The sequence below is a fragment of the Agromyces sp. NPDC057865 genome, from assembly GCF_042796995.1.
In the GTDB taxonomy this organism is placed as follows: Bacteria; Actinomycetota; Actinomycetes; order Actinomycetales; family Microbacteriaceae; genus Agromyces.
Genome location: NZ_JBHVMJ010000003.1, coordinates 423,519 through 438,272, shown reverse-complemented (window position 1 = coordinate 438,272; position 14,754 = coordinate 423,519). Strand labels below are relative to the sequence as shown.

The 14,754-nt window shown below is 71.4% G+C and carries 17 protein-coding genes; 5 read left to right on the top strand and 12 right to left on the bottom strand.

Annotated elements, in window-relative coordinates; genetic code table 11:
* Positions 1-9 precede the first annotated feature (9 nt).
* The 6 genes from ACFVN5_RS14955 to ACFVN5_RS14930 all read right to left on the bottom strand — a co-directional run bounded on the left by ACFVN5_RS14955 (position 10) and on the right by ACFVN5_RS14930 (position 6,007).
* Complete coding sequence (locus ACFVN5_RS14955) at positions 10-924, bottom strand: alpha/beta fold hydrolase (protein WP_376956824.1); 915 nt, start codon at positions 922-924, stop codon at positions 10-12.
* A gap of 20 nt (positions 925-944) precedes the next feature.
* The gene (locus ACFVN5_RS14950; protein ID WP_376956027.1) at positions 945-2,165 is read right to left on the bottom strand and encodes an epoxide hydrolase family protein; all 1,221 of its coding nucleotides are present in this window, start codon (positions 2,163-2,165) and stop codon (positions 945-947) included.
* Between the two features lie 175 nt (positions 2,166-2,340).
* Complete coding sequence (locus ACFVN5_RS14945) at positions 2,341-3,285, bottom strand: LuxR C-terminal-related transcriptional regulator (RefSeq protein WP_376956026.1); 945 nt, start codon at positions 3,283-3,285, stop codon at positions 2,341-2,343.
* Positions 3,286-3,298: 13 nt separating this feature from the next.
* A complete protein-coding gene (locus ACFVN5_RS14940; protein ID WP_376956025.1) occupies positions 3,299-3,934 on the bottom strand; it encodes an MEDS domain-containing protein in 636 nt (211 codons plus the stop codon).
* Between the two features lie 98 nt (positions 3,935-4,032).
* Complete coding sequence (locus ACFVN5_RS14935) at positions 4,033-5,451, bottom strand: DUF222 domain-containing protein (RefSeq protein ID WP_376956024.1); 1,419 nt, start codon at positions 5,449-5,451, stop codon at positions 4,033-4,035.
* A 112-nt stretch (positions 5,452-5,563) separates the two neighbouring features.
* Positions 5,564-6,007 carry a GNAT family N-acetyltransferase gene (locus ACFVN5_RS14930; protein ID WP_376956023.1) on the bottom strand — a complete coding sequence of 148 codons (444 nt, stop codon included), beginning with the start codon at positions 6,005-6,007 and terminating at the stop codon, positions 5,564-5,566.
* Between the two features lie 196 nt (positions 6,008-6,203).
* Here ACFVN5_RS14930 and ACFVN5_RS14925 point away from each other — a divergent pair, with 196 nt between their 5' ends.
* Complete coding sequence (locus ACFVN5_RS14925) at positions 6,204-6,599, top strand: hypothetical protein (RefSeq protein WP_376956022.1); 396 nt, start codon at positions 6,204-6,206, stop codon at positions 6,597-6,599.
* Between the two features lie 14 nt (positions 6,600-6,613).
* Here ACFVN5_RS14925 and ACFVN5_RS14920 read toward each other — a convergent pair whose 3' ends face one another.
* Positions 6,614-6,928, bottom strand: a complete 315-nt coding sequence (locus ACFVN5_RS14920; RefSeq protein WP_376956021.1) for an ArsR/SmtB family transcription factor — start codon at positions 6,926-6,928, stop codon at positions 6,614-6,616.
* The gene (locus ACFVN5_RS14915) at positions 6,925-7,404 is read right to left on the bottom strand and encodes an SRPBCC family protein (protein WP_376956020.1); all 480 of its coding nucleotides are present in this window, start codon (positions 7,402-7,404) and stop codon (positions 6,925-6,927) included. Before ACFVN5_RS14915 ends, ACFVN5_RS14920 begins: the two co-directional genes overlap by 4 nt.
* 117 nt (positions 7,405-7,521) lie before the next feature.
* On the opposite strand from ACFVN5_RS14915, the gene ACFVN5_RS14910 reads away from it, so the two are divergent.
* Positions 7,522-7,905, top strand: coding sequence for a YciI family protein (locus ACFVN5_RS14910; RefSeq protein WP_376956019.1), 384 nt, complete (start codon positions 7,522-7,524; stop codon positions 7,903-7,905).
* A 12-nt stretch (positions 7,906-7,917) separates the two neighbouring features.
* Here ACFVN5_RS14910 and ACFVN5_RS14905 read toward each other — a convergent pair whose 3' ends face one another.
* On the bottom strand, positions 7,918-8,556 hold the full coding sequence (locus ACFVN5_RS14905; RefSeq protein WP_376956018.1) for a LysE family translocator: 639 nt from the start codon (positions 8,554-8,556) through the stop codon (positions 7,918-7,920).
* A gap of 103 nt (positions 8,557-8,659) precedes the next feature.
* Here ACFVN5_RS14905 and ACFVN5_RS14900 point away from each other — a divergent pair, with 103 nt between their 5' ends.
* Both ACFVN5_RS14900 and ACFVN5_RS14895 read left to right on the top strand, forming a co-directional pair.
* Positions 8,660-9,112 (top strand): Lrp/AsnC family transcriptional regulator, encoded by a 453-nt coding sequence (locus ACFVN5_RS14900; RefSeq protein ID WP_376956017.1) that lies wholly within the window; start codon positions 8,660-8,662, stop codon positions 9,110-9,112.
* A 112-nt stretch (positions 9,113-9,224) separates the two neighbouring features.
* The gene (locus ACFVN5_RS14895; RefSeq protein WP_376956016.1) at positions 9,225-10,592 is read left to right on the top strand and encodes an NAD(P)/FAD-dependent oxidoreductase; all 1,368 of its coding nucleotides are present in this window, start codon (positions 9,225-9,227) and stop codon (positions 10,590-10,592) included.
* Between the two features lie 27 nt (positions 10,593-10,619).
* Here ACFVN5_RS14895 and ACFVN5_RS14890 read toward each other — a convergent pair whose 3' ends face one another.
* The gene (locus ACFVN5_RS14890; RefSeq protein ID WP_376956822.1) at positions 10,620-11,105 is read right to left on the bottom strand and encodes a cupin domain-containing protein; all 486 of its coding nucleotides are present in this window, start codon (positions 11,103-11,105) and stop codon (positions 10,620-10,622) included.
* 101 nt (positions 11,106-11,206) lie between these two features.
* Here ACFVN5_RS14890 and ACFVN5_RS14885 point away from each other — a divergent pair, with 101 nt between their 5' ends.
* Positions 11,207-11,908: an SDR family NAD(P)-dependent oxidoreductase gene (locus ACFVN5_RS14885; RefSeq protein ID WP_376956015.1), complete on the top strand. Its 702-nt coding sequence runs from the start codon at positions 11,207-11,209 to the stop codon at positions 11,906-11,908.
* A 6-nt stretch (positions 11,909-11,914) separates the two neighbouring features.
* Here ACFVN5_RS14885 and ACFVN5_RS14880 read toward each other — a convergent pair whose 3' ends face one another.
* Positions 11,915-12,595 carry a response regulator gene (locus tag ACFVN5_RS14880; protein ID WP_376956014.1) on the bottom strand — a complete coding sequence of 227 codons (681 nt, stop codon included), beginning with the start codon at positions 12,593-12,595 and terminating at the stop codon, positions 11,915-11,917.
* A complete protein-coding gene (locus tag ACFVN5_RS14875) occupies positions 12,588-14,657 on the bottom strand; it encodes an ATP-binding protein (RefSeq protein WP_376956013.1) in 2,070 nt (689 codons plus the stop codon). The genes ACFVN5_RS14880 and ACFVN5_RS14875 overlap by 8 nt, the downstream gene beginning before the upstream one ends.
* Between the last annotated feature and the right edge of the window lie 97 nt (positions 14,658-14,754).

Below are 14,754 nucleotides of genomic sequence, written 5' to 3'. Positions count from 1 at the left end.
GTGGATCGGTCAGGCGGACCGGTCGACGTCGATCACCGCGTGCGCGAAGGCGCGCGGCGCCTCCTGCGGGAGGTCGTGCCCGACGCCGCCGGTGACGAGCCGGTGCTCGTACGCGCCCGTGAACGCGTCGCGGTACGACGCGGCATCCGGGTGCGGTGCGCCATTGGCATCGCTCTCCATGGTGATGGTGGGAACGGAGATCGGCGGCCGCTCGGCCAGCCTTCGCTCCAGATCGTCGTGCTGCGACGCGCCATCCGCAAGTCCCAGCCGCCACCTGTAGTTGTGGATCACGATCTCGACGTGGTCGGGGTTGTCGAAGGATGCCGCGCTGCGGGCGAACGTGGCGTCGTCGAACGCCCAGTTCGGTGAGGCGGTCTGCCAGATCAGCCGGGCGAACTCGCGACGATGCCGGTCGTAGCCGGCCCGACCGCGCTCGGTGGCGAAGTAGAACTGGTACCACCAGGCGAGCTCGGCCGCGGGCGGGAGCGGCTGCGCGTTGGCCGCGCGGCTTCCGATGAGGTACCCGCTCACCGAGACGTGCGCGCGCACGCGCTCGGGCCAGAGGGCCGCGAGGATGTTCGCGGTGCGGGCGCCCCAGTCGAAGCCCGCCACGACCGCATCGCGGATCCCCAATGCGTCGAGCAGGGCGATCGCGTCCAGCGCGAACACCGCCTGCTGGCCGTTCCGGAACGCGTCGGGTGATCGGAACGTCGTGGTGCCGTACCCGCGGAGGTGGGGCACGAGCACGCGATACCCGGCGGCAGCGAGGAGCGGGGCGGCATCCGCATAGCTGTGGATGTCGTACGGCCACCCGTGCAGCAGCAGCACCGCAGGGCCGTCGACCGGACCGAGGTCGGCCAGGCCGACGCTCAGCTCGCCGGCCTCGACCTGCACGATCGGTCCGAGCGTCGGCTCGGCGTCCATCTCGGTCACCGTGGCCCGCCTCAACGCAGCGACCGGAAGGCGGCGCGCATCTCCTGCGAGAACAGGTCGGGCTGCTCCCAGGCCGCGAAGTGGCCGCCGCGGTCGAGTCGGTTGAAGTGGATGAGGTTCGGGTATGCCTCGGTCGCCCAACTGCGGGGCGCGGCGTAGATCTCGTCGGGGAAGACGCTGACCGCAGTCGGGAGCGTCACGCCCTTCGGCGCGAAGAACGCGAGCTTGCTCTCCCAGTACAGGCGCGCCGACGAGACGGCGGTGTTCGTGAGCCAGTACAGCGAGACGTTGTCGAGCACGTCGTCGACGGTCAGGCCCTCGGATGCCCCGGCGAACACCCGCGCGATGAGGTCGTAGCTGCGGGCGTCGTGATCGAGCATCCATGCGGCGAGGCCGACCGGGGAGTCGGCGAGCGCGTACAGGGTCTGCGGACGGTTGCCCATCTCCTGGGCGTACGCGAGCCCGTGCGCGTAGAAGAACGCGAGCTGGTCCCACGCGTACCGCTCCTCCGACGACAGGTCGGCGGGCGCCGGCTCGTGGTTCTCGAGCGCGGTCTGGATGGCGTCGGGGATGGTCGCGGCCATGTTCGTGTGGATGCCGACCAGGCCGGCCGGCTTCAGCAGTGCCATCTGCTCGGTGACGGCATTGCCCCAGTCGCCGCCCTGCGCGACGTAGCGGTCGTAGCCGAGGCGGTCCATGAGCTCGACCCACGCCTTCGCGATGCGGATCGGGTCCCAGCCGGTCGCCTCGGGCTTGCCCGAGAAGCCGTGTCCGGGCAGCGACGGGATGACGAGGTGGAACGCGTCGGACGCGCTCGCACCGTGCGCCGTGGGGTCGGTCAGCGGGCCGACGATCTTCAACTGCTCGATGATCGACCCCGGCCAGCCGTGGGTGACGATCATCGGCAGCGCGTCCTCGTGCGGGGAGCGCACGTGGATGAAGTGGATGTCCAGGCCGTCGATCTCGGTGACGAACTGCGGCAGCGCGTTCAGTCGCGCCTCGACGTCGCGCCAGTCGTGGCCGTCGCCCCAGCGCTTCGCGAGCTCCTCGATGACGTCGAGCTGCACGCCCTGCGAGGCGTCCCCGACGGTCTCGCGCTCGGGCAGGCGGGTCTCGCGGACCCGGCGGTACATGTCGTCGACATCGGCCTGCGGGATCTCCACCGTGAACGGGCGGACTGCGGTGGGGTCGCTCGACGCGGCGCTGCTGGAACCGGATTCGGTGATGGTCATGGTGTGCTCCTTCGGTCTGCCGGGTCCGACACCTTCGGTCGATGCCCGTGCCTCGAGGCTCCCGCGATCCGAGCGCGGCGGCGTCCGTACTCCTCCGCGACTCGGGTGGCAGCTCCGGCGGGAATTGAGGGGAACCCCTCAATTCGGCGTCGCGTCCTCTCCGCGCGAGCGCGCATCAGCCGAGGCCGTGCCGGAGGGCGAACGCGGTCGCCTCGCTCCGGCGGGCGACGCCGATCTTGCGGTACAGGCTCGTGATGTGCCGTTCGACCGTGCGGTCGCTGAGCCACATGACGCCGGCGATCTCCCGGTTGTTCAATCCCTGTGCGAGGAGCCCCAGCACCTCGGTCTCGCGGCGGGTCAGCGGCAGCGGGGTGCGTGGTGCCGGCCCGTCGTCGCGGCGGGATGCCGCCGGCGCGGAGCCGGCGAGCTCACGACCCGGCCCGTCGCCGGGACCCCCGGTGTCGCTCACTCTCGCCGCCTCCTCGGCCCGCCGCGTGATGGAGGCGAGGGACTCCAGCGTCGGCGCCACCTCGTCGACGAGCGACCGGAGGAGCTCGCCCTGTCGCGCGAGCGTCGCCTCGGCGGCGGCTCTCGCGGCCTGCTCGCGCGCGATCCGCCGCGCGGTGTGGATCGCGATCGCCGCCTGGCCGACGGCGGTGCGCAGGAGGTGCGTCTCCCGCTCGGTCGGGAAGTCGGATCGGGCCGCCGACACGAGCACCATGCCCCGCTCCCACGGCAGGGCGACCGGGAGGCGCGTGATCCGGTGCCGACCGCCGTCCGCGTCCTCGACCTCGGTCGTCATGATGCCCGGTGCCGGTGCGTCGCCCGAATCGAGCGCGATGCGCACCTCCGCCGGCGGCTCAAGTCCCGATGGCCGCCAGGTCTCGAGCGGAGGACCGCCGTTGCGGGGATCCTCGAAGCGCGCGTATGCGCCGTCGAGCTGGAGCACGCCGAACAGCACGCTCAACAGGCCCGTGGCGATCTCGTTCGGCTCGTGGTCCACCCACAGCGCGGGGAGCGCGTGGAGCGCGGCCATGTCCCGCATCCACCGCCGCACGTCGAGGCCCATGCCGCCGTCGGGCTCGGGCTGGGGAACTCCGTCGATCGACGCGGCATCCATGGCCACTCGACCCTCAGCCGGTCGCCTGCACGCCCCGCTCCGCCAGGAACTCCGACGGCGGGATGAAGAACGGGTTCTCCTGCAGGATGCCGCCGAGCAGCACCATCGGATGGGTGCGCAGGATGTCGATGATGAACGCGCCGTCGAACTTCGTCACGTCGTAGGAGCAGATCACGATGTGCTCGTGGTGGGCGTGGATGAAGTTGGCCTTCGCCTCGAACTCGATGAGTTCCTCGGTGACCCCTTCGTGATCGGATGCCGCCCAGCCCATGTCGCACACCATGCGGATGCGCGGCGCCTGCTGCCCGAGGAGCATCCCGTCGAGCAGCTCGAGCATGGAGCTCTGGTCGAACGTGCCGCCCCGCAAGTAGGTGTCCTTCCACGTCCGCACCTCGGCCTGGTGGTCCTCGAGCAGCGCTCCGGCGTCGTACCCGAGGTGCCGGAGCCGATTGACGGGCGCGGCCGTGTCGGCGGGATCGACGAGGTAGAGCAGGCGGTCGCCGCCGTCGATGCCCTGCCTGATGAACGGATCGAGGACGGCGTTCACCTCGCCGGGATTGTTCACGAACGCGCACACGTGGCGATACGGATCGAGCACCCCGCCTGCGAACGTGACGGGATCGTCCGCGCGCCCTCCATCAGTTGCCATGTCGCGCTTCCGATCTCCCCCGAGTTGGGCGCGAGGATATCGCACCCCGGTGTACGCCGACAATCAACGCCGTCGCGCGGCGGCCGACGGCGCACCGTTCACGCGGCGCAGCCCGTCGCCTCACCGGGCTCGGGTCCGGGCGCCGCGTCGGTTGGCACCGCGATGAAGGGGCGCTCGGGGTAGGTGCGGAGGATGTGGCCGGCCGGTGAGGTCCAACGGATGACGCCGCCGTGCTCCTGCGTCATCCGCCATCGCGTTCGGTGCTTGAGCCGGTGGTGCTTGCGACACAGATAGGCGAGGTTCTCGTGGCTGGTCGAGCCGCCGTCAGCCCAATCGACCGTGTGGTCGATGTCGGCGGAACGCGCGCGGCGCCCGCAGCCCGGGAAGCGACAGCGACCATCGCGCACGGCGAGGTAGCCGGCGAGATCGGCGGGCACTCGGTACGACGTGCGGCCGTAGGAGAGGAACGCCCCGGTCTCGGGATGCGTGAGGATGCGCTGGAAGCTCGGGGCGTGCGCGGCGATGCGGCGGGCGGTCTCGGCGTCGATGGGCCCGTAGCCGTCGAGTTCCGCCGGCTCGTTCGTCTGCCCCAGCAGCGACAGCACGGGCACCGTCACCAGGATGCGCGGCGTGACCGCGCCGAGGGCGGTGAAGCCGGTCGGGTCGCCCTCGAGGGTTCCCGCCGGCAGCAGGTCTCCGACGAGGTCGGCGACGCGCTGGGTCAGGGTGCGGTGGTCCGGCCGAGCGACGGATGCCGCAGCGGGTGCACGCGGGTCCGATGACGCACCGACCACGGCACCGCTGAGGGACGCGGCATCCGAGACGCCTGCGGGAGTCGACGAGCCCGCGGCCTCCACCTCGGCAGATCTCGCGACGATCGCGTCGAGCCGGGCCTTGATCGCGTAGGCGCGCTCGGCCTGCATGTAGACGCTGAGCCACGCCATGCCATCCGCCGCCGGGTCCACGCACACCCGCCGGTCGGCCTCCGCGCTCGCGCGGCGCTCTTCGAGTGCCCGCGGCTCGAGCCGCTCGCGCAGTCGTCGCAGGCTGCGTCGCAGCGAGGCGTTGGTCTGGCGTGGAGCCCGTTCGATCGCCTCCAACTCGAGCCGTGCCGACAGTTCGACGGACGCACCCGAGGTGACCTCCATCACCGTGTGCACCTGCGCGAGCCCGAGGTCGCCGACGGTGAACGCCGCAGCTGCCGATGGGAGCTCGGCGAGTCGTGCGGCGTCACCGACCATGCCCAACGCCCGCGCCTCCGCGACGACGAGCGTCGTCGCGAGTTCCGCGATGAAGGATCGGGTCGCGAACTCGCGATCGCTTGACGTGCTGCCCTCGTGCACTCCGTCGAGCAACGCCGCCCGCTCACGCGCGCGGCGGACCAGCCGCCGCTGCTCGGCTTGGGCGACCCGGACGATGCGCTCCAGCGCCACGATGGAGTCGAGATCGTCGGCCAGGTCGCCCTCGAGATCGCGCTCGATCGACGGCGTGGCGGGACGCGCGATCGGAGGCTTCACACTCCGATTCCACCACCACCCACTGACATCGGAGTAGCACCCGAAATCGCCGTTGATCAGTAAATTTGTCTACCAACGTCCGGCAGGCGAAGTGATGAACCCGGACGGTCCGCTATCGATCCGAACCGAGCAGATCCGAGTACTCCGGATTCCCCTCGATGAAGGCGGTCACGACCGGGCAGAGCACGGTGAGCTGCTCGTCGCCATCGCGGAGGCGGTCGAGCACGTCGGCGATCAGGTCGGTCGCGATGCCGCGCCCGCGGAACTCGGGTTCGACGGTCGTCGTGATCAGGGTGATCCGATCGCCATCGACGTCGAAGCGCACCGTCGCGATCTCGCGACCCTCCAGCGTCGCGGCGAACACGCCGCGGTCGTCGTACCGATGCACCTCGATCTCGGCGTCGGCGTCCTCCGACGGCGTGTCGACCGCACGCAGCGCATCGGCCGTCACCTCGTCGACCAGTGCCGCCGTTCCCTCGTCGAGCGTGCCGCTGCCGTCTGGATACCCCGCCCGGTCGGCATACTCGAACCGCTCGGACCCATCGCCTGTGCTCATCGCGCCCCTCCGCTCCGTCCTCGCCTCGGCAAGCCGGCTACGAACGAGGACCAGTCAGATGACGCCATTGTGACAGCGCCGTGCCGACGAGAACAGCCCGGCACCGGGGCCGCGCCCCTACTGAGCTTTCCTCACGTCCATTGACGCCCCACCGCCTCGGGCGTAGACCTGAGACCACTGGGAAGGAGGTGCCGCAATGGCGAAGGATCTGTTTCTGAGCCTCGAGGACAAGCCCGGTGAAGCGGCACGACTCGGCGAGGCGCTCGGCAATGCCGGCGTCAACATCGAGGGGCTCTGCGCCATGGCCGACGGAGGACGGAGCACCGTGCACATCCTCGTCGACGACGCCGCACGTGGTCGAACCGCACTCGAGGGCGCTGGCATCACGGTCGACCGCGAGACCGAGGTGCTGGTCAGCCCGTCGCTGCCCGAGGAGTGGGTCGACAGGCCGGGCGGGTTCGGCCGGATGGCACGAGCGCTGGCCGACGCCGACGTGAACATCTCGTTCGCATACGTCGTGAGCGGCAGTCGACTGGTGCTCTCGACGAGCGACGACGCGAAGACCGCGGAGGTGCTCCAGGCGATGATGTAGGCGTCGCGCCCATCTCAGAGCCCCTCGGCGAGCTCCTTGATGGCGGCGAGGCGGCGGTCCCACTCGGCGCCGATGGCGTCGAGGCGGTGTGCCGTGTCGCTGAGCTGCGACCCGATCACGCGGTACCGCACCTCGCGGCCGACGCGCACGGGCTCGACGAGGCCGACCTCCTGCAAGACGGCGAGGTGCTTGGCGATCGCCTGGCGGGTGACGGGCAGGCGCCCGGCGAGGGCGGACGCCGACGCGTCGCCCTCGCCGAGTGCCGCGAGGATGCTCCACCGGGTCTCGTCGCCGAGTGCGGCGAACACGGGGACCAGCGCCTGGGTCATGAGCCGCCCTCGAGCAGGGCGACGAGCTTGTCGAGCTCGCCGTTCCAACCCTCGCGGTGGGCTTCCATGTTCGCGGCGGGGTCGGACGTCACGTCGAAGCCGGTCTCGACTACGGTGAGCTGCGTGCCGTTCGACATGGGTTCGAGCGTGAAGGTGAACACGGTCGAGTGGTCGTCGAGCTGCTCGGGCAGCACGCCGCTCGCGTCGTCGTTGCCCCAGCGGTACGAGACCATGCGCGGCTCGTCGATCGCCTCGACGCGGATCGGCACGGCACCGTACCCGTCGAACGTGAGCGTGCCCGTCGCGCCGACGCCGGCGCCGGCGAAGTCCGCTCGGCCGAACCACTTCGAGATGTGCTCGGGGTCGGTCACCGCCGACCAGACCTTCTCGACGGGGGCGGCGATGTGGATCGTCCGCCGCACGGTGAACTGGCCCTCGTCGATGACGGATGCCGGGTTGTCGGTCATGTGCTCCATGATGGTTCCTTTCGCGTTGACATGCAATCTCAGAGTTGCATACGCGTTACCATAATGCAACCCTCGAGTTGCAGTCCCCGGCAGGTGCGTGCGGAGGGTGAGTCCTAGGATCGTGCAATGGCACGCGATCCGAACATCCCCGACGCGTTCGACGTCTACACGCTCGTGGTGCTGCGGCGGCCGGCCGATGCGCCCGACCTGTCCGAGGCGGAGCTCGACGCGCTGCAGGCGCGGCACCTCGCCTACCGGGCCGATCTGCGACGCCGCGGCATCCTCGTGGTGAACGGGCCCTTCGACCGGCAGAGCGACGAGTCGTATCGCGGCATGTCGATCTTCGCCTGCGACCCCGACGAGGCTGCTCGCCTCTCGGACGACGACCCGTCGGTGATCGCCGGGCGGCTCGCGTACGACGTCATGGAGTGGTGGGTCGCATCCGACTCGCTCGCCTTCCCGAAGGCCGGTGGCCCGGTGGGCGACCGGCGATCGATGCCCGACGACTGAACCGTCAGGCCGTCACGCGGACACGAAGTGCGTGACCTGCTCGACGACGAGCCACCCCGCGAGCAGCACCATCGCCGCGCCCGAGACCCGCGACAGGATGCGCATCGCGGACGGCCGCGCCCGCAGCACCGCCCGGGCGCTCACGCCCACGACCGAGTAGACGAGCGCGCAGCTCGCCACGAAGATGAAGCCCAGCACCGCGAGCTGCACCGGGATCGGCCAGGCGCTCGCCGCGTCGGTGAACTGCGGCAGCAGCACCACGAGCACGAGCAGGCCCTTCGGGTTCAGGCCGCTGACGCCAGCGCCCTGTACGAGACGCAGCCACGGGCGACCGGATGCCACCGCAGCTCCGGATTCCGCGCCGCCGACCTCGGGCGGCGCACGCAGCACGCGCACGCCGAGGTACGCGAGGTACCCCGCCGCCGCGAACGTGAGCCCGACCAGCACCCAGGGCATCGCCGCCACCGCAGCACCCACGCCGATGGCGACCGCGGCCACCGCCGCGAGGTAGCCGACCAGGATGCCGGCGAGCGACGGGGCGAGGGCCCGCTCCTGCATGCCCGCCGAGATGATGTACGCCCAGTCGGGACCGGGGACGACCACCATGAGCGTCATCATGCCCCAGCACGCGAGCAGCAGCTCGAGGTTCATGGGAGGGTCCTTCCGGTTCGCACACGATGAACCTACGGAAGGACGGCCGGAATAGGCTTCCAAGTTCGCCCCCGGATGGAGCTTCCAGTGGAAGAATCCACTCATGGACGCCATCGATCGGAGAATCCTCACCGAGCTGCAGCAGGACGGCCGCCTGAGCCTCACCGACCTCGCCGTCCGCGTGCAGCTGAGCATGTCGCCCACGCATCGCCGACTGCACGCGCTCGAGGCATCCGGTGCCATCTCGGGCTACCGGGCGGTCATCGACCCCGAGGTCGTCGGACTCGGCTTCGGGGCGCTCGTCTTCGTGACGATGGAACAGGCGAACAAGGCGACGATCCCGGCGTTCGACGCGGCCGTCGCCGAGATCCCCGAGGTGATCCAGGCGCTGCGCCTGTTCGGCAACCCCGACTACCTGCTGCGGGTCGCGGTGCGCGACCTCCCCGCCTACCAGCGGCTGTGGGATGAACAGCTCGCCGCGCTGCCCGGCGTGCAGCGCGTCGAGTCGACCCTCGTCATGAAGACGATTGTCGACGACCGCCCGCTGCCGATCTGACCCAGGCCTCGCGGCATCCGACCGCCCGCGACCCCCGGGACTGCAAGCGCTGTCACAAATCAGGCCCCTCTCCGGTCTTAACAGGTGTAAGGACCGAAAGGAGCACTAGCTCATGCGAAGGATCGTGATCGTCGGAGGCGGCTACGCCGGCTTCTACACGGCGTGGAAGCTCGAGAAGCAGCTGTCGCCGCACGAGGCGGAGCTGGTGATCATCGACCCCCGCCCGTACATGACCTACCAGCCGTTCCTCCCCGAGGTGAGCGCGGGCTCCATCGAGGCGCGGCACGCCGCGGTCTCGCTGCGCAAGCACCTGCAGCGCACCAAGGTCATCGCGGGCACCGTGACGAGCATCGAGCACGCCACGAAGACCGTCATGGTGCGTCCCACGGATGCCCCGGACTACCCGCTCCCGTACGACGTCGTCGTCGTCACGGCCGGCGCCGTCACGCGCAAGCTCCCGGTGCCGGGCGCCGACGACGTGGCCATCGGCATGAAGCACGTCGAGGAGGCGGTCGCGATCCGCGACCGGCTGCTCACCGCGTTCGACCGGGCGGCCGCGCTGCCCGACGGGCCCGAGCGGCGTCGCCTCCTGACCGTCGTCTTCGTGGGCGGCGGGTTCTCGGGCGTCGAGGGCTTCTCGGAACTGCTCTCGCTCGCGACCGACCTGCTGAAGCAGTACCCCGAGCTCTCCTTCTCCGACCTGTCGTTCCACCTGGTCGAGGCGCACACGCGCATCCTGCCCGAGGTCACCGACAAGCCGGGCGCGTGGGTGGTGCGCCACCTCGAGCAGCGGGGCGGGCACATCCACCTCGGCGCGCGGGCGGTCTCGCTTGAGGACGGCCACGTCGTGCTGTCGAACGGCGAGGAGTTCGACGCGAACCTCATCGTCTGGACCGCCGGCAACGGCGCGCACCCGGTGATCGCGAAGCACACCGACCTGCCCACCGACGATCGCGGACGCATCGTCGTGCGGCCCGACCTGCGGGTCGGCACCGACGCACTCCCGGTCGAGGACGCGTGGGCGGCCGGCGACAACGCCGCCGTGCCCGACCTGGCGATCCCCGGCACGACCACGGTGCCGAACGCGCAGCACGCCGTGCGGCAGGGCAAGCGCCTGGCCGCGAACATCGTGGCCGTGCTGCACGGACGGCGGACGCGCCCGTATCGCCACGCGAGCCTCGGCGCGGTCGCGACGCTGGGGCTCGGCCGCGGGATCTTCCAGTACAAGCGGTTCGTGGTGACCGGGTTCCTCGCCTGGGTCATGCACCGCGGCTACCACGTGCTGGCGATCCCGACGTGGGAGCGCAAGTTCCGCGTGCTCCTCGTCTGGCTGAGCGCGCTCGTCGCCGGCCGCGACATCGTGTCGCTGCTCTCGGTGCAGAACCCGCGCGAGGCGTTCGTCGCGGCGGGCGTGCCGCGCGTCGCTCCGGTGGCGCGGGCGGCGCGTCCGCAGCACGACGAGCTGGCCCGCGCCGCCTAGGCCGGAGTCGATGCCACGGGCACGCCGTCAGGCGTGCTCGTCCTCGGGCTGACCGCCCTCCGGCTCGGCGGCCCACGCCGGCGGCTCGTCGCGACCCGACTCCTCGTCGCGCTCGGCGTCCTCGGCCGTGGCCTGCACGATGCCCGCGGCGTGATGCGTGGGCGCGTAGACCACGTAGAGCTGGAGCGGTTCGTCGCCGGTGTTCTCGACGTCGTGCCAGGTTCCGGCGGGCACCTGGATGCTCCAGCCGTCGGAGACGTCCTGCTGGAAGGAGAGGTCGTCCTTCGACGGGCCCATCTTGGCTCGGCCGCGGCCGGCGTCGAGGCGCAGGAACTGGTCGGTCTCGGGGTGCGCCTCGAGGCCGATCGACTCCCCCACCGGGATCGACATGAGCGTCACCTGCAGGTACTTCCCGCTCCATGCGACGGTTCGGTAGGTGTCGTTCTCCTTCGTCGCCCGCTCGATGTCGAACGCGTTCGGCTCCGGCCCGTTGTCGGTGATGTCCATCTGGATCGCAACTCCCTCGTTCGTCCCGGCGATCGGATGCCGCCGGAGGCTCCTCTCAGGCTAGGCGGGGGCGTGTCCGTGTCGGAGGGGTGGACAACGATCGGGATATGCGCTCGCACGTCGTGATCACGGGCGGCGGCTCCGGTCTCGGCGTCGTCATCGCCGACGAGCTGGCCTCGCGCGGTCGTCCGGTGATCCTCGTCGATCGCGACGAGGCCGCGGCCGTCGCAGCAGCGGGTCGCCTCGAGGCTCGCCATCGCCGCCCGGTTCCGGTCGTCGTGGCCGACCTCGCCACACCCGCGGGCGTCGAGGCCGCGGGCGCAGCGCTCGAACGGCGCGAAGACGTGGGCGGTCTCGTGAACAACGCCGGCGGCTGGCAGCCGGGTCGGCAGTATCCAGCGGCCCCGGCCGACGCGTGGCAGCGGGCGCTGACCCTGAACCTCGTGGCGCCGATGCGGCTGACCCAGCTGCTGTGGAACGCGGTCGCTCACGGAACCGGCGCGGTCGTCAACGTCGGTTCGAGTGCCGGCGAGGGCGACGAGCCCTACGCCTCCCCCGAGTACGGTGCCGCGAAGGCGGCGCTGCGGCGCTTCACGAGCTCGCTCGGCGACCGCGGGGACGACGTGCGCGTGATGGCGGTCGTCCCAGGCTGGATCGGGCTCCCGCGCGCCCTCGACGAGTTCGCCTCCCTGACGCCCGCGCAGCAGCACCGGGCCGGGCCGCTGATCCCCCCACGCGAGATCGCCACGCAGGTCGCACGCCTCATCGACGACGGGCGGCCCGGCGAGGTCGTCGAGCTGCTCGAGTGATCGTCGTCACGCGCTCGAGCTCTGCAGGAACGCGAGCACGGCGGCCACCCGCCGGTGCACGCCCGACTCGGGCAGCCGCAGCTTCGTGAAGATCGCGTTGACGTGCTTCTCCACGGTCGACGACGAGAGGAAGAGCGCCTGCTCGATGCCCGCGTTGGTCTTGCCGGCGGCCATCTCGCGCAGCACCTCGAGCTCACGCGGCGACAGGGCCGCCAACGGACTCGCCGCGCCGGCCGCGCTGCGCCGCCGCACCAGCGTGTCCACGATCTGCGGGTCGATGACCGATCCGCCGGCGCGCACCTCGCGGAGCGCGTGCACGAGGTCCTCGAGGTCGCCGATCCGGTCCTTGAGCAGGTACCCCAGCCCCGCCGAGCCGTCGTCGAACAGGGCGAGCGCGTAGCTCTCGTCGGCGTGCTGCGACAGCACGACCACGCCGGTGTCGGGCGAGGCCGCGCGGATCGCGTGCGCGGCCTCGATGCCCTCCATGTGGTGGCCCGGCGGCATCCGGATGTCGGTGAGCACCGCGTCGGGGCCGAGCCGGCGCACCGCGTCGAGGAGCTCGACGCCGTTGCCGACCGACGCGATCACGTCGATCTCGCCGGAGTCCTCGAGCAGGCGCCGCAGCCCCTCCCGCACGAGGTAGTTGTCCTCGGCGATGACGACGCGCAGCACGCCCGTGTCATCCAACGCGATCACCCACGGGCAGGTCCACGAGCACCGTCGTGCCGTGCCCCGACGTGTCGGCCGGCGCGACCCGCACGGTCCCGCGCAGCGCGGCGACGCGGTCGCGGATGTTCGCGAGCCCGCCGTGTGAGGCCGAGGCCGTCGCCGCGGCATCCGTCGCCGACGCCCCGATGCCGCGGCCGTCGTCGGTGATCGAGATGCGCAGGTGCCCGTTCGAGCGGGCGAGCGCGACCGAGGCGCGCGTCGCGTTCGCGTGCTTCGCCGTGTTCGCGAGCGCCTCGCGCACCACGTAGTAGGCCGTGGTCTCGACGTCGTCGGCGTACCGCTCCCCGCGCACCGCGGCATCCGCCTCGACCGAGAGCGGGATCGGGTACCGTGCGACCCCCGACTCGACCGCCGCGACGAGCCCGTTGTCGCTCAGCACCGGCGGGTGGATGCCCTGCGCCAGCTCGCGCAGGTCGGTGAGCGTCTCGCGCGCCTGGTCCTGCAGCTCGCCGAGCTCGGCCGGCATGAGCTCGCCGCGCTGCAAGCGGTTGCGGGCGAGGCGCAGCCCCGCGATCTGGGCGACGACGTTCTGCTGGATCCCGTCGTGCAGGTCGCGCTCGAGGCGGCGGCGCTCGTCGTCCTGGGCGGCCACGAGCCGCTCGCGCGACGCGGTCAGCTCGACGAGCTGCGCGGCGAGCTGCGCGGTGAGGCGCACGTTGGCCACGGATGCCGCGGCCTGGCCCGCGACCGTGCGCAGCAGCATCCGCTCGGCGTCGTTGTACTCGCCGTGGTGACGCGGTCCCACCTCGATGCGCCCGAGCGTCTCGTCGCCGCGCACGAGGTCGGCCGAGAGCACGGGCTCGGAGGCCCCGTCCACGTCCCCGGCCGCGCCCATCGGCGACGCGGCGAGGTCGCCGTCGTCCGTGACGAGCCGGATCCGCACCCACGTGGCGCCGAGGCCGTCGCGCACCGCCTCGGTGAGCCGGGTGAGCAGGTCGCGCGGCTCGCCGGCCTCCTCGAGGCTCGCGCCCAGCTCGCCCAGCAGTTCAAGCTGACGCTCGCGGTCGCCGAAGAGCCGGCGGTGGATCCAGCGCTGCACCCACGTGCGCACCGGCAGCAGCGCGACCGCGACCAGGGTCGTGATGATCACCGCGGGCACGACGCGGATCCGCCCCGCCAGCAGGATCGCCGGCGTCGCGACCGCGATGGCGTAGAAGACCGTGATGAGCAGGTTCGCGGAACGTGCGGCGTTGCGGCCGCGGTCGCCGGGCGCGACGTCGAACGCGCCGTACTTGAAGATGCCGTGCACGGCGGCGATCGGCAGGGCGATGAGCGCCCCGTACACGAGGTACTGCCCGACCTCCGGCCACGGCAGGAACGGCCAGATCGCGAACGCGGCCGCGGCCGCGGCGACCGTGATCGCCATGACCCGCGTGCGCGTCCGCACCTCCGGCGTCCCGAACAGCGCACGGGTGCCCAGCACCGCGAGTCCGACGATCACGGCGGGCCATGACTGGAAGAAGAGGACGGTGACGATGGGTGCGGCCCATTCGAGCCACGGCACGACGTAGGGATTGGGGATGGCGTCGCCGCTGATGCCGATCCACGGCGACATCACGACGTGCGACGTGGTGAGCAGCGTCAGCGGGCCCATGAGCAGCGGGGCCCAGAGGAAGGCGACCGCGATCCGCTGCCACCGGTGCTCGACCACGCCGTCGGGGAACGTCGCGAACACGATGAGGAACGCCGACGTCGCGACGGAGTCCGCGGTGAGGCCGATCAGGTTGAACAGCGGGAACCACGGCTCCGCCATGATCTCGATGTTGCGCTGCAGGAACGTCTCGTACGCGGAGCCGACGAGGATCGCCGTCGCCGCCAGCGCGATGAGCACGGCGGTGAGCGACCTCGTCACCGTGAGCAGCCACATGCCGAGCACGAACAGCGGCAGCGCTCCGAGGATCGGCCACGCGAGCCCGTGGTCGGCGTCGGCCTCGATGAAGCCCCGCACGACGACGATGTAGACCAGCGCGGCGACCCCGATCGGGCCCAGCGTCGCGAGGCACACCCACCTGCGGTCCACGCTCTTATCGTCCTCCTCCCGGGCTGTTCGCGGGAGAGGGCCTTCCGTGTCCTCGCGTGGAGGCTGGCCTCCATCTCGGCGCGGTGTCGCGGTGACG